The organism is Stenotrophomonas sp. YJH_SMC_131 (assembly GCF_059367975.1).
Map to the genome: position 1 here is coordinate 44545 of NZ_JCAFRJ010000005.1, position 21424 is coordinate 65968.

Annotated in this window: 22 protein-coding genes and 1 tRNA gene; 12 read left to right on the forward strand and 11 right to left on the reverse strand. The window is 67.4% G+C overall.

Annotated features, from left to right (window positions below):
- Nucleotides 1-32: 32 nt before the first annotated feature.
- The 5 genes from AC5P56_RS11740 to AC5P56_RS11760 form a co-directional block, all read right to left on the reverse strand.
- Nucleotides 33-701, reverse strand: coding sequence for a YoaK family protein (locus AC5P56_RS11740; RefSeq protein WP_032957720.1), 669 nt, complete (start codon nucleotides 699-701; stop codon nucleotides 33-35).
- 12 nt (nucleotides 702-713) lie between these two features.
- Entirely contained in the window at nucleotides 714-1220 is a 507-nt protein-coding gene (locus AC5P56_RS11745; RefSeq protein WP_014646741.1) for a hypothetical protein, read from the reverse strand.
- A complete protein-coding gene (locus tag AC5P56_RS11750; protein ID WP_014646742.1) occupies nucleotides 1217-2617 on the reverse strand; it encodes a PhoH family protein in 1401 nt (466 codons plus the stop codon). The genes AC5P56_RS11745 and AC5P56_RS11750 overlap by 4 nt, the downstream gene beginning before the upstream one ends.
- A gap of 84 nt (nucleotides 2618-2701) precedes the next feature.
- Nucleotides 2702-3181, reverse strand: coding sequence for a peroxiredoxin (locus AC5P56_RS11755; RefSeq protein WP_014646743.1), 480 nt, complete (start codon nucleotides 3179-3181; stop codon nucleotides 2702-2704).
- 91 nt (nucleotides 3182-3272) lie between these two features.
- Nucleotides 3273-3833, reverse strand: a complete 561-nt coding sequence (locus AC5P56_RS11760) for a glycine cleavage system transcriptional repressor (RefSeq protein WP_005409051.1) — start codon at nucleotides 3831-3833, stop codon at nucleotides 3273-3275.
- Between the two features lie 163 nt (nucleotides 3834-3996).
- Between AC5P56_RS11760 and dapA the strand changes: the two genes are divergently transcribed.
- The gene (gene dapA, locus AC5P56_RS11765; RefSeq protein ID WP_014646744.1) at nucleotides 3997-4890 is read left to right on the forward strand and encodes a 4-hydroxy-tetrahydrodipicolinate synthase; all 894 of its coding nucleotides are present in this window, start codon (nucleotides 3997-3999) and stop codon (nucleotides 4888-4890) included.
- 32 nt (nucleotides 4891-4922) lie between these two features.
- Nucleotides 4923-5438, forward strand: coding sequence for a hypothetical protein (locus AC5P56_RS11770; RefSeq protein ID WP_032960832.1), 516 nt, complete (start codon nucleotides 4923-4925; stop codon nucleotides 5436-5438).
- 119 nt (nucleotides 5439-5557) lie between these two features.
- Here the strand turns inward: AC5P56_RS11770 and fdxA are convergent, their stop codons facing one another.
- Nucleotides 5558-5881, reverse strand: a complete 324-nt coding sequence (gene fdxA, locus AC5P56_RS11775) for a ferredoxin FdxA (protein ID WP_005409054.1) — start codon at nucleotides 5879-5881, stop codon at nucleotides 5558-5560.
- A 180-nt stretch (nucleotides 5882-6061) separates the two neighbouring features.
- Here fdxA and AC5P56_RS11780 point away from each other — a divergent pair, with 180 nt between their 5' ends.
- On the forward strand, nucleotides 6062-7486 hold the full coding sequence (locus AC5P56_RS11780) for a sugar porter family MFS transporter (protein WP_014646746.1): 1425 nt from the start codon (nucleotides 6062-6064) through the stop codon (nucleotides 7484-7486).
- 371 nt (nucleotides 7487-7857) lie between these two features.
- Here the strand turns inward: AC5P56_RS11780 and AC5P56_RS11785 are convergent.
- A tRNA-Glu gene (locus AC5P56_RS11785) sits at nucleotides 7858-7932 on the reverse strand.
- Nucleotides 7933-7984: 52 nt separating this feature from the next.
- Here AC5P56_RS11785 and pcnB point away from each other — a divergent pair.
- The 6 genes from pcnB (at nucleotide 7985) to pgi (ending at nucleotide 13592) form a co-directional block, all read left to right on the forward strand.
- On the forward strand, nucleotides 7985-9364 hold the full coding sequence (gene pcnB, locus AC5P56_RS11790; protein ID WP_032960826.1) for a polynucleotide adenylyltransferase PcnB: 1380 nt from the start codon (nucleotides 7985-7987) through the stop codon (nucleotides 9362-9364).
- A 3-nt stretch (nucleotides 9365-9367) separates the two neighbouring features.
- Nucleotides 9368-9853 (forward strand): 2-amino-4-hydroxy-6-hydroxymethyldihydropteridine diphosphokinase, encoded by a 486-nt coding sequence (folK, locus tag AC5P56_RS11795; RefSeq protein ID WP_495220454.1) that lies wholly within the window; start codon nucleotides 9368-9370, stop codon nucleotides 9851-9853.
- A gap of 34 nt (nucleotides 9854-9887) precedes the next feature.
- On the forward strand, nucleotides 9888-10703 hold the full coding sequence (gene panB / locus AC5P56_RS11800) for a 3-methyl-2-oxobutanoate hydroxymethyltransferase (protein ID WP_014646749.1): 816 nt from the start codon (nucleotides 9888-9890) through the stop codon (nucleotides 10701-10703).
- Complete coding sequence (panC, locus tag AC5P56_RS11805; protein WP_014646750.1) at nucleotides 10700-11539, forward strand: pantoate--beta-alanine ligase; 840 nt, start codon at nucleotides 10700-10702, stop codon at nucleotides 11537-11539. The genes panB and panC overlap by 4 nt, the downstream gene beginning before the upstream one ends.
- Nucleotides 11540-11700: 161 nt before the next feature.
- Nucleotides 11701-12081: an aspartate 1-decarboxylase gene (panD, locus tag AC5P56_RS11810; protein WP_014646751.1), complete on the forward strand. Its 381-nt coding sequence runs from the start codon at nucleotides 11701-11703 to the stop codon at nucleotides 12079-12081.
- The gene (gene pgi / locus AC5P56_RS11815) at nucleotides 12078-13592 is read left to right on the forward strand and encodes a glucose-6-phosphate isomerase (RefSeq protein WP_049442316.1); all 1515 of its coding nucleotides are present in this window, start codon (nucleotides 12078-12080) and stop codon (nucleotides 13590-13592) included. The genes panD and pgi overlap by 4 nt, the downstream gene beginning before the upstream one ends.
- A 198-nt stretch (nucleotides 13593-13790) precedes the next feature.
- Here pgi and AC5P56_RS11820 read toward each other — a convergent pair whose 3' ends face one another.
- Entirely contained in the window at nucleotides 13791-14360 is a 570-nt protein-coding gene (locus AC5P56_RS11820) for a response regulator transcription factor (protein WP_012510702.1), read from the reverse strand.
- The gene (locus tag AC5P56_RS11825; protein ID WP_032960817.1) at nucleotides 14357-15583 is read right to left on the reverse strand and encodes an ATP-binding protein; all 1227 of its coding nucleotides are present in this window, start codon (nucleotides 15581-15583) and stop codon (nucleotides 14357-14359) included. The genes AC5P56_RS11820 and AC5P56_RS11825 overlap by 4 nt, the downstream gene beginning before the upstream one ends.
- A gap of 114 nt (nucleotides 15584-15697) precedes the next feature.
- On the opposite strand from AC5P56_RS11825, the gene ispG reads away from it, so the two are divergent.
- The 3 genes from ispG to AC5P56_RS11840 all read left to right on the forward strand — a co-directional run bounded on the left by ispG (nucleotide 15698) and on the right by AC5P56_RS11840 (nucleotide 18542).
- Complete coding sequence (gene ispG / locus AC5P56_RS11830; RefSeq protein WP_041863307.1) at nucleotides 15698-16963, forward strand: flavodoxin-dependent (E)-4-hydroxy-3-methylbut-2-enyl-diphosphate synthase; 1266 nt, start codon at nucleotides 15698-15700, stop codon at nucleotides 16961-16963.
- Nucleotides 16944-17693 (forward strand): phosphatase PAP2 family protein, encoded by a 750-nt coding sequence (locus AC5P56_RS11835; protein ID WP_495231670.1) that lies wholly within the window; start codon nucleotides 16944-16946, stop codon nucleotides 17691-17693. The genes ispG and AC5P56_RS11835 overlap by 20 nt, the downstream gene beginning before the upstream one ends.
- Nucleotides 17694-17894: 201 nt before the next feature.
- A complete protein-coding gene (locus tag AC5P56_RS11840; RefSeq protein ID WP_005416124.1) occupies nucleotides 17895-18542 on the forward strand; it encodes a response regulator in 648 nt (215 codons plus the stop codon).
- A 159-nt stretch (nucleotides 18543-18701) separates the two neighbouring features.
- Here the strand turns inward: AC5P56_RS11840 and AC5P56_RS11845 are convergent, their stop codons facing one another.
- Entirely contained in the window at nucleotides 18702-19361 is a 660-nt protein-coding gene (locus tag AC5P56_RS11845) for a bifunctional 4-hydroxy-2-oxoglutarate aldolase/2-dehydro-3-deoxy-phosphogluconate aldolase (protein ID WP_014646757.1), read from the reverse strand.
- Between the two features lie 116 nt (nucleotides 19362-19477).
- A complete protein-coding gene (gene edd, locus AC5P56_RS11850) occupies nucleotides 19478-21394 on the reverse strand; it encodes a phosphogluconate dehydratase (RefSeq protein WP_495231671.1) in 1917 nt (638 codons plus the stop codon).
- Nucleotides 21395-21424: the final 30 nt, after the last annotated feature.

The following is a 21424-nucleotide window of genomic DNA, read 5'->3' on the forward strand; positions in this document are numbered from 1 at the left end:
GGAAAAGGGATCTGACCCCTGGAGCGCCGCCCTCAATGCCGCCAACGGGCCCACTGCTGGTACAGCACATAACCCAGTCCGGTCAGGCCGGTCAGCAGGGCGGGGGCAAGCAGGGCGTCGTACTGCCAGCGCACGAACAGCCAGGCGCCGAGGATGCCGCCGGCGAGGAAGCCGCTGATGATCAGGCCGCTGAGGGTCAGTCGCCGTACCTGCAGTGGCAACCCGCGCAGCAGGTGGCCCAAGCCGATGCCGAGGTCGGTGAACATGCCGCTGAGGTGGGTGGTGCGCACCACCGCGCCGCTGAAGGTGGTGGCCATCGCATTCTGCAGGCCGCAGGCCATGGCAGCGGCCAGTGCACCCCATATCTGGTGCCGTTCGAACAGCGGAATGGCTACCAGCAACAGTGCTGACTCCAGCGCCAGCGCCACGCCGTAGCGTCGGCCCAGCTGCAGGGTGCTGTCCTGGATCAGCAGGCCGCTGAGCATTGCGCCCAGCGAGAACGCGATCAGCAGTCCCCACAGGTGTCCGACCGCGCGCCAGTCACCCTGGGCCAGTGCCATGCCGAGCTGGCTGGTACTGCCGGTCATGTGGCTGACCGCCTGGTGCTCGAAACCGAGGAAGCCGACAACGTTGACCATGCCGGCCACGCACGAGAGCGCGACCGCGCCGATCCAGACCCAGGTGGGCAGGCGTATTCCCATCGGCGGGGCCCCTCAGGGCCCGCCGAAGCCGCCGTTGAACTGCAGCTCGCTGAAGGTGTTGCTGGCCGGGTCGAACACCGCGCCCCAGAACTGCGCGCCGCCATCGCAGACGCGGATCGCTTCGCGGGCCGGATTGATGCCGCTGTCGTCGGGCAGGTGGAAGGCATTGATGTAGATCAGGCGTCGGCCTGCGCTTTCGATGCCGACGTACTGCCGGTCAAAGTCGAGCACCTTCGGCACCTGGGCCTCCAGCGAAGACAGATTCGCTTCCAGCTGGTCGATCTGCTGCCGGCTGGGTGCCCAGTAGCCGCTGACCCGCCCGGCCTCGCGGCCGGGGCTGGGCCGCGAGCAGGTGTCGAGCACCTGCGCGGCGATGATCGGGCGGGTGACCACCCAGGACTGGCCGGTGCGCTCGGCGGTGGGCACACTGGCCGGGCCGCGCGTAGTGGTGCAGGCGCCCAGCACGGCTGCGAGGGTGATTGCAGCCGTGGGCAGCAGCAGGCGGGTGCGGCGGTTCACAACACCTCCGAAGCGTAATCGGCCAGGCGCGAACGCTCGCCACGGCGCAGGGTGATGTGTGCACTATGCGGCCAGTTCTTGAAGCGATCCACCGCGTAGGTCAGGCCCGAGGTGGTCTCGGTCAGGTACGGGGTGTCGATCTGCTCGACGTTGCCCAGGCAGACGATCTTGGTGCCGGGGCCGGCGCGGGTGATCAGCGTCTTCATCTGCTTCGGGGTGAGGTTCTGCGCCTCGTCCAGGATCAGGTAGCGCGACAGGAACGTGCGGCCGCGCATGAAGTTCATCGAGCGGATCTTGATGCGGCTGGCCAGCAGGTCGTTGGTCGCCTGGCGCCCCCACGTGCCGCCTTCCTGGTTGTGCGTGAGCACTTCCAGGTTGTCGGTCAGCGCGCCCATCCACGGCGTCATCTTCTCTTCTTCGGTGCCGGGCAGGAAACCGATGTCCTCGCCGACGCTGACCGTGGCGCGGGTCATGATGATCTCGCGGTAGCGCTGCTGGTCCATCGTCTGCGCCAGGCCGGCGGCCAGCGCCAGCAGGGTCTTGCCGGTGCCGGCGGTACCCAGCAGCGTGACGAAGTCGATCTCCGGATCCATCAGTGCGTTGAGGGCGAAGTTCTGCTCGCGGTTGCGTGCGCTGATGCCCCACACGGCGTGGCTGCCGTGGCGGAAATCATCGACCAGCGACAGCACCACCTTGCCGTCACCGACCACGCGGCTGACGCGCAGCTCGACTTCATCTTCGCCGGGCAGGTAGACGTACTGGTTCGGGTACCACTCCTCGCCGTCCTGCGCCTGGATTTCGTAATGGGTACGGCCCTTGTCGCTCCAGCTGCGCAGGTCGTCGCCGTGGCGCTTCCAGAAGTCTTCCGGCAGCTCGGTAGCGCCGGTGTAGAGCAGGCTGAAATCGTCCAGCGCGCGGTCGTTCTCGTAGTCCTCGGACACGATGCCGGCGATGGCGGCCTTGATCCGCAGGTTGATGTCCTTGGAGACGAACACCACCGGCAGGTCGGGGGTTTCTTCCTTCAGGGCCAGGATCGCGCCGAGGATGGCGTTGTCCGGGATCACCTTGCCGAAGCTCTTGCCAGCGTCGAAATGGCTGGTCTGGAAGCGCAGCTTGCCGGCGCTCTGCTTGCCGCGCAGCTGCAGCCCATTCGGGCGCTGCAGCGGAATGCCGTCGGCGAGGTTGTCCAGGCCGGAGGCCTGCACCAGCTCGTTGAGGAAGCGGCTCACCTGGCGGGCGTTGCGGCTCGCTTCGGAGGTGCCCTTCTTGCCGTTGTCCAGCTCCTCGATCACCTGCATGGGCAGGTAAACGTCGTGCTCCTCGAATTTGAACAGCGCGGTCGGATCGTGCATCAGCACGTTGGTATCCAGCACGTAGATGCGCTTGCCTCGGGTCATCGTCGATTCCTGGTTACGGACAGGGAAAAACCACCACGGCCTGCTGCCTGGCAGGGTGATGGCAGACACAGTAGGCAGTGGGACTCACTTGGACTGGGAGGCCTTCAGTTCGGCGAGAACGGCATCGGCATGGCCGGCGACCTTGACCTTGCGCCAGGACTGCACGATGCGGCTGTCGGGGGAAATCAGGAAGGTGCTGCGTTCGATGCCACGTACCTGCTTGCCGTACATGTTCTTCATCTTGATCACGTCGAAGGCGCTGCACAGCGCTTCGTCGCCATCGCTGACCAGGGGGAAGCCGAAGCCCTGCCTGGCACAGAAATTGTCGTGCGACTTCACCGAATCGCGCGAGACGCCCAGCACGACCGCGCCGGCCTTCTTGAACTTCGGCAGCAGCGCGTTGAAGTCGATGCCTTCGGTGGTGCAGCCGGGAGTGCTGTCCTTGGGGTAGAAGTACAGCACCAGCCACTGGCCGGCATAGTCGCCGAGGGTGGCCTGGTCGCCACCGGACAGCGCCAGCGGCAGGGAGAGGGTGGTGCTGTCCAGGGTATCGCCGTTGTTCATGAGGTCCTTCTGTCGAGCCTGGGTTCTTTCCAAGACAATTGCATGAAACGCCACGCGCCCGTGAGAGGCGCGCGAAAAATCAGGAATTCATTCAGAACTTCATCGGGTCCATGATCGCGTCCAGGTTCAGGTGGTCGCAGAACTCAAGGAAATCGTCGCGCAGCGCGGCAATGTGCATGTTGGCCGGCACGCCGATGGTGACCTGTGCACTGAACATTTCCGCACCGGTCTGCATGGCGCGGTAGCGCGTGCTCTGCAGGTTCTCGATGGTGATGCCCTGGCGGTCGAAGAAGTCGGCCAGCTGGAACAGGATGCCCGGCTTGTCGGCGGCGATCACTTCGACGATGTACGGCAGCAGGTTGGACTGCGCCTGCTTGGCGGCGGTGCGGTACCAGACCAGCTTCAGGCCCTCCTCGCGCTCCAGCCGGGTCAGCATCGCCTCGAGCTTGGCCACCGAGTCCCAGGAGCCGGTGGCCAGGGCGGTGACCGAGACATCGCGGCCGACCGTGGCCAGGCGTGCGTCCACCAGGTTGCAGCCGCTGTCGGCGATGCGGCGGGTGACGGACAGCAGGGGGGACTCCGGATGCGTCGTATAGGCGTTGATCAGGAGGTGGTTTTCGCTCGGCGCGGGGCGCGGGGTGGTGTCGGTCAAGGCGATTCCGGGTAATGCATGCGTGAGTCTGAATGCCCGCCAGAGGCGGGGATCCACCGGTGTCCAGCATACTTGCCCGTGCTTTCGCGCCGCAAGTAACATTCAGGCCGCCCCCAGCCTTTCGTGGCGGGCGTTTCCCTTCCCAGCCAAGAGCAGCACGTCCTTGTCCCTTTCCGGCCTCATCACCGCGCTGGCGACCCCGTTCCGGGCCGACGGCGCCCTCGATCCCGATGGTTGGCAGCGCCTGCTGCACCTGCAACTGGAGGGTGGCGTCCATGGCGTTGTCGTGGCTGGCTCGACCGGCGAAGCGGCGACCCTGACCGATGCCGAGTACGACCAGCTGCTGGCCAGCGCCGTCGAACGCATCGGCGGCCGCATCCCGGTCATGGCCGGCACCGGCCTGTCGGGCACCGCCAAGACCATCGAACAGACCCGCCGTGCCGCCGCCCTTGGCGCCAGCCACGCACTGGTGGTCACCCCGCCGTACGTGCGGCCGACCCAGGCTGGCCTGATCGCGCACTATCGCGCGGTGGCCGACCAGGGCGGGCTGCCGGTCGTGCTGTACAACGTGCCCGGCCGTACCGGCTGCGACATGCAGCCGGAGACCGTGGCCGAGCTGGCCAGCCACCCCAATATCGTCGGCATCAAGGAAGCGGTGGGTGACACCGGCCGGGTGCAGGCGCTGCTGGCGCTGCGCAGCCCGAAGTTCGCCGTGCTCAGTGGCGACGACGGCACCGCCGCGCGTTCGATCCGGGCCGGCATCGATGGCCTGATCTCGGTCGGTTCCAACGTGCTTCCGGGCGCGTATCGCCGGATGTGCGAGCTGGCTGCCGCGCACGACCACGAAGCCACCGAGTCGTGGGACGCGCGCCTGCATCCATTCCATGATTTCTGTGGCGTCGAACCCAACCCGATCCCGGTCAAGGCGCTGCTGCGCCGCATCGGCATCGGCCATGACCTGCGCCTGCCGCTGCTGCCGCTGTCGGCAGCACATCATCCCGCGGCCGACCACCTTGCCGGCGACATCGCCGCCCTCGAAGCCCTTTCCAGCCACTGACCTTCCGTCTTGGTCTGACCCAGGAGATTCACATGCGTCAATCCGTTTCCACTGTCCGCGTGCTGTCCTACGCCCTGCTTGCTGTAGCGGTTGCGGCCGGCACCACCGGCTGCTTCAAGCGTGGCGTCAAGGGCGACTACGCCCTGGCCCCGGAAATGCGCCCGCTGGAAGTACCGCCGGACCTGAACCTGCCCAACGCCACCACCGACAACAAGGTGCCGACACTGGCCTCGGCCACCAAGCCGGCGGCGCCGGTCGCCGCAGCCCCGGCGGTGGGCAACACCGGTTTCACCATTGCCGGTGGCAAGGATGAAGCCTTCGCCAAGGTCGGTACCGCGCTGGAAGGCGTGGAAGGCGTGACCATCGCCAGCCGCGCGCAGCTGCTGGGCTCGTATGACGTGGCCTACGAAGGCAGCAACTTCCTGGTCCGCGTGGTGGCGGTTGATGCAGGTGCCTACATCTCCGCGGTCGACCCGCGTGGCCTGCCGGCCACCGCCGAAGCGCCGGTGAAGCTGATCGCCGCGCTGAAGGCGAAGCTGGCTCAGTAAGGGCCGCCCTGGTAGAGGCCGACCTTGGTCGGCGCTTTTGTGCCAACCAAGGTTGGCACCTACCGAGAACAGAAAAGGGCGCCATGGGCGCCCTTTTCCGTTGCCGCCGCGGGCGCTTCTCAGCGCTCCAGCAGCTTCAGCTTGTCCGGCTTGCCGTCCCATTCGCCGGCGTCGGCGGGCGGGTCCTTGCGCACGGTCAGCACCGGCCATTCCTTCGCCAGCTCGGCATTGAGGGCAACGAAGCCTTCCTGGCCGGCGGGGACGTCGTCCTCGGGGAAAATCGCGTTGACCGGGCACTCCGGCTCGCAGAGGGTGCAGTCGATGCACTCATCCGGGTCGATCACCAGGAAGTTCGGGCCTTCGTGGAAGCAATCCACGGGGCACACTTCCACGCAATCGGTGTGTTTGCACTTGATGCAGTTTTCGGTGACGACAAAGGGCATGGGCTGGGGGTGGATCGATTCCTGAACCCGCCAATTCTAGAACAGGTTGGCCCCCGGTGTCGGGATGGGACGGAAAACGGGCGTCTGGCAGGCGCGGCCATTGGCGGCACGGCAGGGCGTGTGCGAGGCTGCGCGACAACCGGTCCTGGTGGCCGGGCTCCCTTCCCAGCAGGATCGTCCATGTCCCAGGCCCCGTCCCGCACCGCCTCCCACGGTGGTGAAAACACGGCGTTCATCGTCCTGATCAGTTGCGTGGCCACGCTTGGTGGCTTCCTGTTCGGCTTCGACAGTGGTGTCATCAACGGCACGGTCGATGGCCTGCGCCAGGCCTTCAACTCCAGCGAGGCGGCGCTGGGTTTCGAAGTTGCCTCGATGCTGCTGGGCTGCGCGATCGGTGCCTTCCTGGCCGGTTGGTTGGGCGACCGCCTGGGGCGCCGTGGTGTCCTGATCGTGTCCGCGCTGATGTTCCTGGTCTCGGCGCTGGGCGCCGGGGCGGCCCACGCGTCCTGGCTGTTCATCGCGGCCCGCGTGCTGGGCGGCTTTGCGGTGGGGGCGGCCAGCGTGATGTCACCGGCCTACATCGCCGAAGTCGCCTCAGCGCGCTATCGCGGTCGGCTGGCCACGGTGCAGCAGATGGCCATCATCTGCGGTTTGTTCGCGGCCTTCCTCAGCAATTACCTGCTGGCCCGCGCCGCCGGCGCCTCGACCGAGCCGCTGTGGCTGGGCCACGAAGCCTGGCGATGGATGTTCTGGATGCAGGCGCTGCCCTCCGCGCTGTTCCTGCTGTTGCTGCTGGTGATTCCGGAAAGCCCGCGCTTCCTGGTGCTGAAGGGCCGCCAGGGGCAGGCGAGTGTGGTGTTGTCGCGACTGTACGGCGAGGCCGCTGCCCGGGCCAAGCAGGCCGAGATCGAAGCCAGCCTGGCACAGGACCAGCACAAGCCGCGCTTCGGCGACCTGCGCAGCAGGGCTACCGGCAGGCTGCGCCCGATCCTCTGGGTGGGCATCGGCCTGGCCATGTTCCAGCAGCTGGTCGGCATCAACGTGGTGTTCTACTACGGCGCGGTGCTGTGGCAGGCGGTGGGCTTCTCTGAAAGCGACGCACTGCTGATCAATGTGCTGTCCGGCGCGCTGAGCATCGGCGCCTGCCTGCTCACCGTGCTGCTGATCGACCGCATCGGGCGCAAGCCGCTGCTGTGGGTCGGCTCGGTCGGCATGTCGGTGGCGCTGGTGCTGATGGTGGTGGCGTTTGCCAGCGGCAGCCTGGCCGGCGGGCGCCTGCAGCTGTCCGATGGCATGGGACGGCTGGCGCTGGTCGCCGCCAACGTCTACGTGGTGTTCTTCAACATGTCCTGGGGCCCGGTGATGTGGGTGATGCTGGGCGAGATGTTCCCCAACCAGATCCGCGGCCCGGCGCTGGCGGTGGCGGGTGCGGCGCAATGGACCTCGAACTTCGCGATCACCGTGACCTTCCCGATGCTGCTGGCCGGCATCGGCCTGGCCGGCGCCTATGGCATCTACGCGGTCGCGGCGATCCTCTCGATCGTCTTCGTGGTCCGCTACGTACGCGAGACCAAGGGCAAGGAGCTGGAGCAGATGGAAGGCTGACGGCGACTGGCTTCGGTTGCGTTCCGTTGGCGCCTGCTTGTCCAGAGTGTGAGGGGGCAGGCTGATCTGGCCCCCTCCTGACAGTTTCATGGTGCGTGCGGATGCGGCGAAGCGCTGGTCGGTTGTTGCCGCAGCTGGCGGGAAACCGTCCAGAGTCGGTGGGGTCACCCGGGGCAGGACCGTTGGCGCCAAGGATGGCGCCATCGAGCCCCCATGGATGGGTTCACGGCGTGTCCTGCCCTGGGTGACCCCACCGGCTCGAGCCGATTGCAGGGAGGCGCCAAAGCGACCAACCCGACCGCAATCACTGCAATCCCGGAAAACAGAAAAGCCCGCACAAGGCGGGCTTTTTCGGTTCCTGCTGCGGCGACTGGCGCTCCCTAGGGGACTCGAACCCCTGTTTTAGCCTTGAGAGGGCCACGTCCTAACCACTAGACGAAGGGAGCGTAACTGTGTCGCTGCCGAGGCAGGAGCGCTAGTATATGCACCTCGATGCCATTGGGCAATCCCGAAACTTCAACCGGAAGCGCCAACATCATTTCCTCTGCTACATCACCGTTCAGCCTGCGCGTCATCCCGCGCGACCAGCACACGATCTCCCGCAAGGACATCAGCCCGAACGCCCTGCGCGTGCTTTACCGCCTGCGCGATGCCGGCTTCGGCGCCTACCTTGTCGGCGGCGCGGTGCGCGATCTGCTGGTCAATGGCCAACCCAAGGATTTCGACGTGGCCACCGACGCCACGCCCGAGCAGGTCAAGCAGCTGTTCCGCAACTGCCGCCTGATCGGCCGCCGGTTCCGCCTCGCCCACGTAGTGTTCGGTCGCGAAATCATCGAAGTCGCCACCTTCCGTGCCAACAGCGATGACGGCAGCGGCGACCGCGAGATGGAAAACGGCATGCTCGTGCGCGACAACGTGTACGGCACCATCGAAGACGACGCCATCCGCCGCGACTTCACCTGCAACGCCCTGTACTACGCCATCGAGGATTTCTCGGTGCGCGACTACACCGGTGGCTTCGAGGACGTGCAGGCGCGCCTGATGAAGCTGATCGGCGACCCGGTGCAGCGCTACCAGGAAGACCCGGTACGCATGCTGCGAGCGGTGCGCCTGGCGGCCAAGCTCGGCTTCCAGATCGAAGAGGGCACTGCCGCGCCGATCCCGCACCTGGCCGGCCTGCTCAACGAAGCCGCGCCAGCGCGCCTGTTCGAGGAAGTGCTCAAGCTGTTCCTGTCCGGACACGGCGTGGCCAGCTTCGAAGGCCTTGAGCGTTACGGCCTGCTCGACGTGCTGTTCCCGGAAAGCGCCAAGGCGCTGAAAGCCAACCGCACCGGCGCGCTGCGCCGCATGCTGGTCGAGGGCCTGGCCAATACCGATGCGCGGGTGGCCAACGACGAACCGGTCTCGCCGGCGTTCCTGTTCGCGCTGCTGCTGTGGCCGGCGTTCTGCCGTGCACAGGCGACCCTGCTCAAGCAGGGCGTGGCACCGGAAGAGGCGCAGCGCCGCGCCGCCGACCGCGTCACCGTGCAGCAGTTGAGCACCATCGCGCTGCCGCGCCGCTTCTCGCTGCCGATGCAGGAAATCTGGCTGCTGCAGTCGCGCTTCAGCTCGCGCCAGCGCAAGCGCGTGTTCCGCACCCTGACCCATCCGCGCTTCCGTGCCGCGTTCGATTTCCTCAGCCTGCGCCAGGTGGCGTCGTCCGAGCACGCCGCCGATGTCGAGTTCTGGCGCGAAGCGCAGGCGCAGTCCGGTCGTGAGCTGGAGTCGTCGCTGGATGCGATGCACAGCGAAGATGGCGACGACGAGAGCGGAGCGCCGCGCAAGCGCCGCCGTCGCCGCCGTCGTCCGGGTGCCGCGGCCGGTGCAGCGGGCGAGTAAGCGATGACCCTTGCCTGGATCGGCCTCGGCGCCAACCTCGGCGACGCGGCCGCCACCGTCGGCGCGGCGATTGCCGCGCTGGACGGCCTGCCCGGGACCCGGCTGCGCCAGGCCTCGCGGCTTTACGCAACGCCGGCCTGGGGCAATGAAGACCAGCCGCCGTTCGTCAATGCGGTGGCCTCGGTCGAAACCACCTTGCCGGCCGATGAGCTGCTGCAGGCCATGCTGGCGCTGGAGCAGCGCTTCGGTCGCACGCGTGATCCGGCAGTGCACTGGGGCCCGCGCGCGCTGGACCTGGACCTGCTGCTGTATGGCGCGCAGGCGCTCGACCAGCCTGGGCTGAAGGTGCCGCATCCGTACCTGCACGAGCGTGCCTTCGTGCTGGTGCCGCTGGCCGAAATCGCGCCGGAACTGGCAATTCCTGGCCATGGACGCGTGCAGGATGCAGTGATGCGGGTCGATGCCTGCGGGATCGCGCCGATAGGGTGATAATGCCCGGGTTATCTCCCCCGGTTATCAGCACATGAGCACCCACGCAGACAGCAAGCCCTGGACCGTTCCCGCCCTGGCCGAGGCCAAGCGCAATGGCCAGAAGCTGGTCATGTTGACCGCCTACGACGCCGGCTTCGCCCGCACCTTCGATGCCAACGGCGTCGATCTGATCCTGATCGGCGATTCGCTGGGCATGGTCGTGCAGGGTCATGATTCGACCCTGCCGGTGACCGTGGCCGACATGGTCTACCACACCCGGGCCGTGGCCCGCGTGCTGCAGCGTGCGCTGCTGGTGGCCGACCTGCCGTTCGGCGCCGATGCCACCCCGGAACGCGCGCTGGATGCCTCGCTGCAGCTGCTGCAGGCCGGTGCCGAGATGGTCAAGATCGAAGGTGCCGGCTTCAAGGTCGACATCATCCGCTACCTGGTCGAGCGCGAGATTCCGGTCTGCGCGCACCTCGGCCTGACCCCGCAGTCGGTGCTGCGACTGGGCGGCTTCAAGATCCAGGGCCGCGGCGATGCTGCGCGCCAGCTGGTGGAGGACGCCAGGGCCGTGGCCGCCGCAGGCGCCAGCATCATGGTGCTTGAATGCGTGCCGACCCCGGTCGCTGCCGAGGTGACCGCTGCGGTGGATGTACCGACCATCGGCATTGGCGCGGGCCCGCAGTGCGATGGCCAGGTGCTGGTGCTGCACGATTTCCTCGGCCTGGACAGTGGCCATCGCCGTCCCAAGTTCGTCAAGGATTTCCTTGCCGAAGGTGGCTCGGTGGCCGGTGCCACCCGCGCCTTTGCCGACGCGGTGCGCGACGGCAGCTTCCCCGACGAACAGCACGCCTACGCCCAATGATCCAGACCTTCAACGAGCTCGGCGCGTTGCGCGAGCAGATCGCCCAGTGGAAGCGTGAGGGCCTGCGCGTGGCGCTGGTGCCGACCATGGGCAACCTGCATGGGGGGCACCATTCGCTGGTGACCCTGGCCCGCCAGTACGCCGACAAGGTGGTGGCGAGCATCTTCGTCAATCCGACCCAGTTCGGCCCCAACGAGGATTTCAGTCGCTACCCGCGCACGCCCGAGGCCGACGTGGCCGGGCTGGAGCAGGTCGGCTGCGATGCCGTGTGGCTGCCCAGCGTGGAGACGATGTATCCGCTGGGGGTGGACAGGACCACGCGCATGCACGCGCCGGGTGTCAGTGAAGTGCTGGAAGGCGCCAGCCGCCCGGGGCACTTCGATGGCGTCTGCACGGTGGTGGCGCGCCTGTTCCTGCAGGTGCAGCCGGACGTGGCCGTGTTCGGCCGCAAGGACTACCAGCAGCTTGCCGTGATCAGGCAGATGGTGGCCGAGCTGTCGTTCCCGATCCAGATCGTCGGTGCTGAGATCGTGCGCGACGAGGATGGCCTGGCCAAGAGTTCGCGCAACCAGTACCTGAGCGACGAACAGCGCCCGGTCGCGACCACCATCCACCGCACCCTGCTGGGCATGCGCGAGGGCTACGTGGCGGGGCAGGCACGTGATCGCATCGAAGCCGACGCCACGGCCGCATTGCAGGCAGCCGGGTTCCAGGTCGACTACGCGGTGCTGCGCACCCCGGAGCTGGCCGAGCCGACCTTCGACGGCGGTGGCCGCGTGGCGCTGATTGCCGCGCGCCTGGGAACCACCCGGTTGATCGACAACCTGGAGTTCTGAGTTCCGGCGGCGCCGCGCGATGCATGGGGTCAGATCCCTTTTCCAGGGGAAAAGGGTTCTGACCCCGGTTTCACCGGCTACCTGAACAGGTTGCCGGCCGTGATGCCCCGCGCTGCGCGGGTGCTAGAATCCGCTCTTTCCTTTGCCGTTGCAGCGCCCCCATGCACCTGTCCCTGCTCAAGACCAAGATCCATCGCGCCACCGTCACCCATTCCGAGCTGAACTACGAAGGCTCGATCGCCATCGATGACAACCTGCTGGCTGCCACCGGCATCCGCGAGTTCGAGCAGGTGCACATCTGGGACGTGACCAATGGTGCGCGTTTCTCGACCTATGCCATCCGCGCCGAAGCCGGCAGCGGCGTTGTCTCGCTCAACGGTGGCGCCGCGCGCCACGTGCAGGTCGGTGACATCATCATCATCGCCGCGTTCGCCAGCATGACCGAGCAGGAAGCTGACAGCTTCAGGCCGAAGCTGGTGTACGTTGATGGCAACAACCAGATCACCCACACCAACGACACGATCCCGACCCAGGCCGCATGACAACGAACAACGGATTCGACTCGCTGCATTCCCACGCCCAGCGCCTGAAGGGCGCAAGCATTCCCAGCCTGCTCGCCGCCGAACCCGGCCGTGTACAGGAGCTGGCGCTGCGGGTCGGTCCGTTGTACGTCAATTTCGCCCGGCAGAAATACGATGCCGCGGCGTTGCAGGCGCTGTTGGCGCTGGCTGCCGAGCGTGATGTCGGTGGTGCCATCACGCGCCTGTTCCGCGGCGAACAGGTCAACCTGACCGAAGGGCGCGCCGCGCTGCATACCGCGCTGCGCGGCGATGTGGTCGATGCGCCGGTGGCGGCCGAGGCCTATGCCACCGCGCGCGCGATCCGCCAGCGCATGGGCGTGCTGGTGCGCGCGCTGGAAGACAGTGGCGTGACCGATGTGGTCAGCGTCGGCATCGGTGGTTCCGACCTTGGCCCGCGCCTGGTCGCCGACGCGCTGCGTCCGGTCAGCGGTGCGCGCCTGCGCGTGCATTTCGTTTCGAACGTGGACGGCGCCGCCATGCAGCGCACGCTGGCCACGCTGGATCCGGCCAAGACCGCCGGCATCCTCATCTCCAAGACCTTCGGTACGCAGGAAACGCTGCTCAACGGCCAGATCCTGCACGACTGGCTGGGCGGCAGCGAGCGCCTGTATGCAGTCAGCGCCAATCCGGATCGCGCCGCCAAGGCCTTCGCGATCGCCGCCGATCGCGTACTGCCGATGTGGGACTGGGTGGGTGGCCGCTATTCGCTGTGGTCGGCGGTCGGTTTCCCGATCGCGTTGGCGATCGGCTTCGAGCGCTTTGAGCAGCTGCTGGAAGGCGCCGCACAGATGGATGCGCATGCGCTGGATGCACCGCTGGAGCGCAACCTGCCGGTGCTGCATGGCCTGACCGACATCTGGAACCGCAACCTGCTGGGCCATGCCACGCATGCGGTGATGACCTACGACCAGCGTCTGGCGCTGCTGCCGGCCTACCTGCAGCAGCTGGTGATGGAAAGCCTGGGCAAGCGCGTGCAGCGTGATGGTGCGCCGGTCACCACCGACACCGTGCCGGTGTGGTGGGGTGGGGCAGGCACCGATGTGCAGCACAGCTTCTTCCAGGCGCTGCACCAGGGCACCAGCGTCGTTCCGGCCGACTTCATCGGCTGTGTGCACAACGATGATCCCTACACGATCAATCACCAGGCCCTGCTGGCCAACCTGTTGGCACAGACCGAGGCGCTGGCCAATGGCCAGAGCAGCGACGATCCGCACCGTGATTACCCGGGCGGGCGGCCGAGCACGCTGATCCTGCTCGACGCGCTCACGCCGCAGGCACTGGGTGCGCTGATCGCCATGTACGAACACGCCGTGTACGTGCAGTCGGTGATCTGGAACATCAACGCGTTCGACCAGTTCGGTGTCGAGCTCGGCAAGCAACTGGCCAGTGGCCTGCTGCCGGCGCTGCAGGGCGAGGATGTGGCGGTTGCCGATCCGATGACCCGCGAGATCCTGGCGCAGCTGAAGCGCTGATGCTCTGGTAGTGCCGGCCGCTGGCCGGCATCCAGGTGATGCTTCAATCGTTCATGAGGTTGCCGGCCAGCGGCCGGCACTACCGCAGCAGATGGGTTGCCGGCCAGCGGCCGGCACTACCGCAGCGGATGGGTTGCCGGCCAGCGGCCGGCACTACCGCAGCGGATGGGTTGCCGGCCACCGGCCGGCACTACCGCGTCACCGGCTCGGGTCGCGCTCCGGGCTTGGCCGCTTGGCCAGTTTGCGCTGCAGCGAGCGCCGGTGCATGCCGAGCAGGCGCGCGGCCGCTGACACATTGCCGCCGGTCTCGTGCATCGCCTGCTGGATGTGTTCCCACTGCAGGCGGCTGATCGGCGTCATCGCATCGGGCACTTCCATTTCGCCATCGTCGGCCGGGCCGTCGTCTTCCTCGCCGAGGGCGCGCAGGATCATCGGCACCGTGGCCGGCTTGGGCAGGTAATCGTCTGCACCTAGCTTGATCGCCTCCACCGCGGTGGCGATGCTGGCGTAGCCGGTCACCAGCAGGATCCGCATGTCCGCGCGCAGCGCGCGCAGCGGCTGGATCAGTGCCAGGCCGGAATCGCTGCCCAGCTTCAGGTCGATCAGCGCGAACGCCGGTGGATGCTGCCGGGCCAGCGCCAGCGCACTGGCGGCATCCTGTGCGGTCTGCGTTTCAAGCCCCTTGCGGGCCAGGCTGCGTTGCAGGGTACGCAGGTACAGCTCGTCGTCGTCGACCAGCAGGCCCAGGGTGGAATGGTGAAGGCTCATGGGGTGTCCTCGCGTGGGGCCAGCGGCAGGCGGAAGCCGACGCGGCTGCCGGCCCCCTGGGCCGGGCGCATCCACATCTCGCCGTCGAGGCGTTCGATGGTGGCATGGGACAGGGCCAGGCCGACGCCCATGCCCTCGCTCTTGCTGCTGCCGAACAGCTTGCCCGGCAGCACGGCGGCACGGGCGTCGAAGCCATGGCCGTAGTCGCGGACTTCGCCGATCAGGTCGTCGCCTTCGATGCGCAGGTCCAGGTCCACGCGTGGCCGGCCGGCTTTCTCGCCGGCATCGGCGGCGTTGTTGAGCAGGACCATCAGCAGATGGCCTACGCCCGGGTCCAGCGGCAGCCGCAGCGGCGCATCATCGTTGCGGTGCAGGTCGATGGTCGGCCGCACCAGGCGCCATTGCTCAAGCACCTGCTGTGCGCTGGAATGGCTGCGGCCCGGTGCGTCGGCCGAGGCCGGAGCAGCCAGCGCCAGCACGCGCTCCCGGCACTGCACCAGCAGCTCGCGCAGGGTTTCCATGTCCTCGCGCACTTCCGGCTCTTCGCTGCGCTCGGCCACATCGTCGGCGAGCAGGGTCATGGTCGCCAGCGGCGTGTTCAGTTCATGCGCCACCGAGGCGGCATGCGTGGCCAGCGCGACGATGCCCTCGTTGCGGGCGAAGCGCTCGCGCAGTGCCGACAGTTCCAGTTCGCGCTCCCGCAGGGCCAGCGCCAGCCGGGTGGAGAAGGCCAGTACCACCGCGGCGGAGATCAGGAAGTTGGCGACCACGCCCCAGCGATTCAGGTCCTGCGCGCGGAAATAACCGTCCGGCAATGGCTGGCCGAAGATGCCGCTGGCGGCGTAGCCGAGCAGGCAGGCCAGTGCGACCGCCAGTGCCCAGCGCAGGGGCAGGGCGAACGCGGCCAGCGCGATCAGGATCAGGAACAGCGAGCTGAACGGGTTGGCCATGCCGCCGCTCCAGCCGACCATCCAGGTCAGGATGATCACGTCCACCAGGATGTGGCCGAACGCGGTCAGCGGTGCGGTGTCAGCCGCGTCCGGACGCAACTGGGTATAGATGTTGAACAGGGCCAGCACCGCCACGCCGGCCCATAGCGGCAGCTGCGGCAACGGCAGGCCCAGCACCCAGGTGGCAACCAGGATGGTGGCGGCCTGGCCGCCTACGGCAAGCCAGCGCAGGCTGCACAGGGTACGGAGAAACGGGGCGTCGGGACCGGTCATTCACGCTCATCGTATGCGTTCACGGGCGGCTGTGCCTGCGACAATCGGCCGCAGCCGTGCCACCGGCTGAATGCGAGTCACCCGGAATGCGGGGGCGGGCGGTAGAATGCGCCCATGCACGACGCCGTCACCCGCCCGACTCCTCCCTCCGATGCCACCTCCTGGCCCCGCCGCCAGACCCATGCCGTGCAGATCGGCGGGGTCACCGTAGGCGGAGGCAAGCCGGTCGTGGTGCAGTCGATGACCAACACCGACACGTCCGACGTGGCCTCCAGCGTGAAGCAGGTGGCCGAGCTGTGGCGGGCCGGTTCGGAAATGGTGCGTTTGACCGTCAATACCGTGGAAGCCGCTGCGGCGATCCCGCGCATCGTCGACAAGCTGGCGATGATGGGCATCGACGTGCCGCTGATCGGTGATTTCCACTACAACGGCCACCAGCTGCTGACCGCCGAGCCGGCATGTGCCGAAGCGCTGGCCAAGTACCGCATCAATCCGGGCAACGTCGGCTTCGGCAAGAAGAAGGATCTGCAGTTCGCTCAGTTGATCGAGTTCGCGATCCGCTACAACAAGCCGGTGCGCATCGGTGCCAACTGGGGCTCGCTGGACCAGGCCCTGGCGGCGAAGTTGATGGACGAGAACAACCTGCGCGAGCAGCCCTGGGATGCCGGTCGCGTGCTGCGCGAGGCGCTGATCCGTTCGGCGCTGGATTCGGCCGAGCAGGCGGTGGAGCTCGGCCTGCCGCGCGATCGCATCGTGCTGTCGGCCAAGGTCAGTGGCGTGCAGGAGCTGATCGCGGTGTACCGCGACCTGGCCCAGCGCTCCGATTTTGCCCTGCACCTGGGCCTGACCGAGGCCGGTATCGGCAGCAAGGGCATCGTCGCCTCGTCGGCGGCGTTGGGCGTGCTGCTGCAGGAAGGCATCGGTGACACCATCCGCATCTCGCTGACCCCGGAACCGGGCCAGTCGCGCACGCAGGAAGTGATCGTCGCCCAGGAACTGCTGCAGACCACCGGCCAGCGTGCCTTCACGCCGCTGGTCACGGCTTGTCCGGGCTGCGGCCGCACCACCTCCGAGTTCTTCCAGGAACTGGCCAAGGTGGTGCAGAACCACGTGCGCGAGAAGATGCCGCTGTGGAAGATCCACCATCCGGGTGCGGAGAACATGACCCTGGCGGTGATGGGCTGCATCGTCAATGGGCCGGGTGAGTCGCGGCACGCCAACATCGGTATTTCCCTGCCGGGCACCGGTGAAACCCCGGCCGCGCCCGTGTTCGTCGATGGCGAGAAGAAGGTGACCCTGCGTGGCGAGAACATCGCCCAGGAGTTCGTCGCCCTGATCGACGATTACGTCGAACACAAATATGTCCGAAGCGCCGGATAAGCCTGCGATCCTCGCTGCGCCGGAGTCCGCCTCCGGTTTCCGCCACTGGATGGCCCGCAATGCCTGGCGCCTGGTGCTGCTGTTCGGTGGCGTGCTGCTGCCGTTGGCGGGTTTCGTCGCGCTGGCCGACGAAGTGCACGAGTTTGAATCGTTCCATTTCGATGCGCCGCTGCTGTGGCAGATGCATGGCCTGCACTCACCGCTGCTGGACCGCTTCTTCGTGCTCATTTCCAGGCTGGGCTACGAATGGTTCCTGATTCCCGCCGACGTGCTGATCATCGGCGTGCTGCTGGGCTACCGGCGTTGGCGTGAGGCCACGTTCGTGGCGGTCAGCTTCGTCGGCTCGGCGCTGCTGAACATGGGCAGCAAGCATTTCTTCCAGCGCCAGCGCCCCAGCCTGTGGGAATCGATCGCGCCGGAATCGACGTTCAGCTTTCCCAGCGGCCACGCGATGGGCTCGATGACCCTGGCCGTGACCCTGGTGCTGCTGGCCTGGAACACCCGCTGGCGCTGGCCGGTGCTGCTGCTGGCGCCCTCGTTCAGCCTGCTGGTCAGCGTCTCCCGGGTCTATCTGGGCGTGCATTACCCCTCCGATATCCTGGCCGGATGGTGTGCCGCGCTGGTTTGGGTGGTAGGGTGCTATCTGGTCATGTTCAGTCGCCGGCATCCTTGGCGACGTCAGGATTCGCCGCCAGCGACGGCCAGCGAAGCATCATCACAGGGGGATTGACGTGGATGGCCCCTCCGGGGCGTCTACGTAATAGATCAGTTGTTTCGTTGCAGCAGGTTCTGCAAGACAGGGGGCAAGCACAACGCGCGGTACTGTGATGCGCAAGGCAGAATGCCCGGGTCGCATCTCGAACGCGCTTGCAGGGGTATCGGCGCCCTGCCTAGCTTGACCTGCAATGGCCGCATTCGAAGAGGTACGTGAATGACGATTCGAGTCTACCTGGTGGATGACCACGCACTGGTCCGCACCGGGATGAAGATGATCCTGTCGGGGGAGACCGACATCGAGGTGGTGGGCGAAGCCGAGACCGGCGAAGATGCGCTGCGCGACGTCCGCCAGCTGCTGCCGGACGTGGTGCTGTGCGACCTGCACCTGCCCGGCGTGAGTGGCATGGAGGTGACCGAGCGCATCGTCCGCAGCCATCGCAACACCCGCGTGGTGATCGTGTCGGTGCTGGAAGACGGTCCGCTGCCGAAGCGCTTGCTGGAAGCCGGGGCTGCGGGCTATATCGGCAAGGGCTGCGATGCACAGGAGCTGCTGCGTGCGGTGCGCGATGTGGCCATGGGCCGTCGCTACCTGGGCACCAGCATCGCGCAGAACCTGGCCTTGTCGACCGTTGAAGGCAACGGCTCTCCATTCGACAGCCTGTCGCCGCGCGAGCTGGAAGTGGCGTTGCTGCTGACCCAGGGCCTGCGCCAGGAAGACATCGCGCGGCGCCTGAGCCTGAGTGCGAAGACGGTGAACACGCACAAGGCGCGGCTGTTCGAGAAGATGGGGATCCACGACAACATCGCGCTGGCGCGCATGGCCAGCCAGTACGGGCTGGTGGATCCGGCACGGCCGCTGTAAGGGATTCGGCCAACGGCTGAGCCCTCCGCAGGGCCACCGACAGGTTCCGTGCGCCGTCACTGCCGATAGAGGAAATGTAGAGCCGAGCCTATGCTCGGCTGCTTTCCGGCCTGCGGGCGCGGAGCCGAGCATGGGCTCGGCTCTACAGCTGTGTCGGGCTCAGTGGCCGCGTACGCGCTTGATGATCTTCGCGGCGTCGGCGGCGCTGGCGCGCACCTTGTCCCACTGACCGTCGGCGATCCAGCTGCCCGGCACCATCCACGAACCGCCGATGCAGACCACGTTCTTCTGCTCGAGGTACTCGGCGGCGGTGTTTTCGGTGATGCCGCCGGTCGGGCACAGCTTGAGGTCGGCAACCGGGCCGGCCAGACCCTTGATCATCGCCAGCCCCCCCACGGCGGTGGCAGGGAACAGCTTGCACACGCGGAAGCCGCGCGCATACAGCGACAGCAGTTCGGTCGGCGTGGCCGCACCCGGCACTACCGGCAGCGGTGCCGCCGCCAGCGCATCGGCCAGCGCCGGTGGCGTACCCGGGGTCACCAGGAAGTCCGCGCCCGCATCGATCGACTGCTGCATCTGCTCCACGGTCAGCACCGTGCCGGCGCCCACCACCACGTCCGGCAGCTCGCGCTTGAGCATCGCCAATGCTTCCATCGCCACTGGCGTACGCAGCGTCAACTCGATCGCCGGCAGGCCACCTTCCAGCAACGCCGCACTGACCGCACGCGCCTGGTCCAGCGTATGAATCGTCACCACCGGCAGGATGCCCGCCGCACGCAACAGCTCCGCCGCCTTCACCTGATGTTGTTCGATACCCATGCTTTTGCCCTTGCCTTTGCTCTTCTTGATTCAGTGGCCGCAGCGCAAATGACGCGCCGGGAATTGTCCAGGGCGCTCTACTGCCCAGGCCGGGAAGCCTGCCGCGGCTTTTCGCTTCAGGCGTCTTTTGCCTCATGCGGCGCCGCCGCCGCTGCGGCATCGTGCCCCAGCTCGTACTCCGCGTCGTATTCCCACGGCCCGCCATCGGCCGCCGCCGGCCCGCACGAAATCGAAATCGCACCCTGATCGGCCGGCCCCACCACGCGTCGGTTGATCGCGAACAGGTTGCGGCCCAGGTCATGCGCGGCAGGCGCCGTGTTCGGGGCCAGCGGACGCGCGGCCCACTCGGCCGCGTCCACCAGCACTTCCAGCGTGCCGGCCTCACCATCGAGGCGGATCATGTCGCCTTCGCGGACCTTGGCCAGCGGACCACCGCGTGCCGCTTCCGGCGTCACATGGATCGCCGCCGGAATCTTGCCCGAGGCACCGGACAGGCGGCCGTCGGTGACCAGTGCCACGCGCCGGCCCTGGTTCTGCAGCAGCCCCAGCAGCGGCGCCAGCGAATGCAGTTCCGGCATGCCGTTGGCACGCGGGCCCTGGTAACGCACCACCGCCACGAAGTGCTCGGGCAGCAGGCCGCCGGCATGCAGCTTGTTCAGCACCTGCGGCGCATCGACAACCACGGCCGGTGCTTCGATCGTGCGGTACTGCGGCTTCACCGCCGACAGCTTGATCAGCGACTTGCCCAGGTTGCCGCGCAGCAGGCGCAGGCCGCCCTGGTGCTCGAACGGATTGTCGACGCCACGCACCACTTCGTCATCGGCGCTGTGTTGCAGGCCCGGCAGGTAGACCAGCTGGCCGTCGCGCAGCTGCGGTTCGCGCGCGTAGTCGGCCATGCCGCCGCGCGCCACGCTGACCAGATCGCCGTGCATCAGGCCCGCCTTGATCAGCTCGCCGAACACGAACGCCGGGCCGCCAGCGGCCGCGAAGCGGTTCACGTCGGCCTCGCCGTTCGGATAGACGCGGGCCAGCAGCGGAATCAGCTGCGACAGTTCGTCGAAGTCGTCCCAGGTCAGCACGATGCCGGCCGCACGCGCCACCGCGATCCAGTGGATGGTGTGGTTGGTCGAACCGCCGGTGGCCATCAGCGCGATGACCGCGTTGATGATCGCGCGCTCGTCGATGATCCGGCCCAGCGGACGGAAGTCGTCGCCCAGTGCGGTGATGTCCAGTGCACGTCCGGTCGCTTCGCGGGTCAGCGCGTCGCGCAGCGGCGTGCCCGGATTGACGAACGACGCGCCCGGCAGCTGCACGCCCATCGCTTCCAGCAGCACCTGGTTGGAATTGGCGGTGCCGTAGAAGGTGCAGGTGCCGGCGCCGTGGTATGAGGCGGACTCGGCTTCCAGCAGCTCTTCGCGGGTGGCTTCGCCGGCGGCGTAGCGCTCGCGCACTTCCGCCTTCTGCTTGTTGGGGATGCCCGGGGTCATCGGGCCGGCCGGCACGAACACCGCCGGCAGGTGGCCGAAGGCCAGCGCGCCGATCAGCAGGCCCGGCACGATCTTGTCGCACACGCCGAGGTAGACGGTGGTATCGAACATGTCATGGCTGAGGCCGATCGCAGTGGCCTGGGCGATCACATCGCGCGAGAACAGCGACAGTTCCATGCCGCCGCGGCCCTGGGTGACGCCGTCGCACATCGCCGGCACGCCGCCGGCCACCTGTGCCGTAGCACCCAGCTCGCGGGCGATCTCGCGGATCTGCTCGGGGTAGGTCTCGAACGGCTGGTGCGCCGAGAGCATGTCGTTGTAGGCGGTGATGATGCCCAGGTTCGGCGTCACGCCGCCGCGCAGGCGGCTCTTGTCGGTACCGCCACAGGCGGCGAATCCATGGGCGAGGTTGCCGCAGCTCAGGCGGCTGCGGAACGGGCCTTCGCGCAGGGAGGCGTCGATCGCGGCCAGGTAGGCGGCACGCGAGGCGGCGCTGCGGCGGATGACACGCTCAGTGATGGCTTGCAGTTGCGGATGGAGGCTCATTGGCTACCGGCGTTCAAGGTGGCGAGAGGC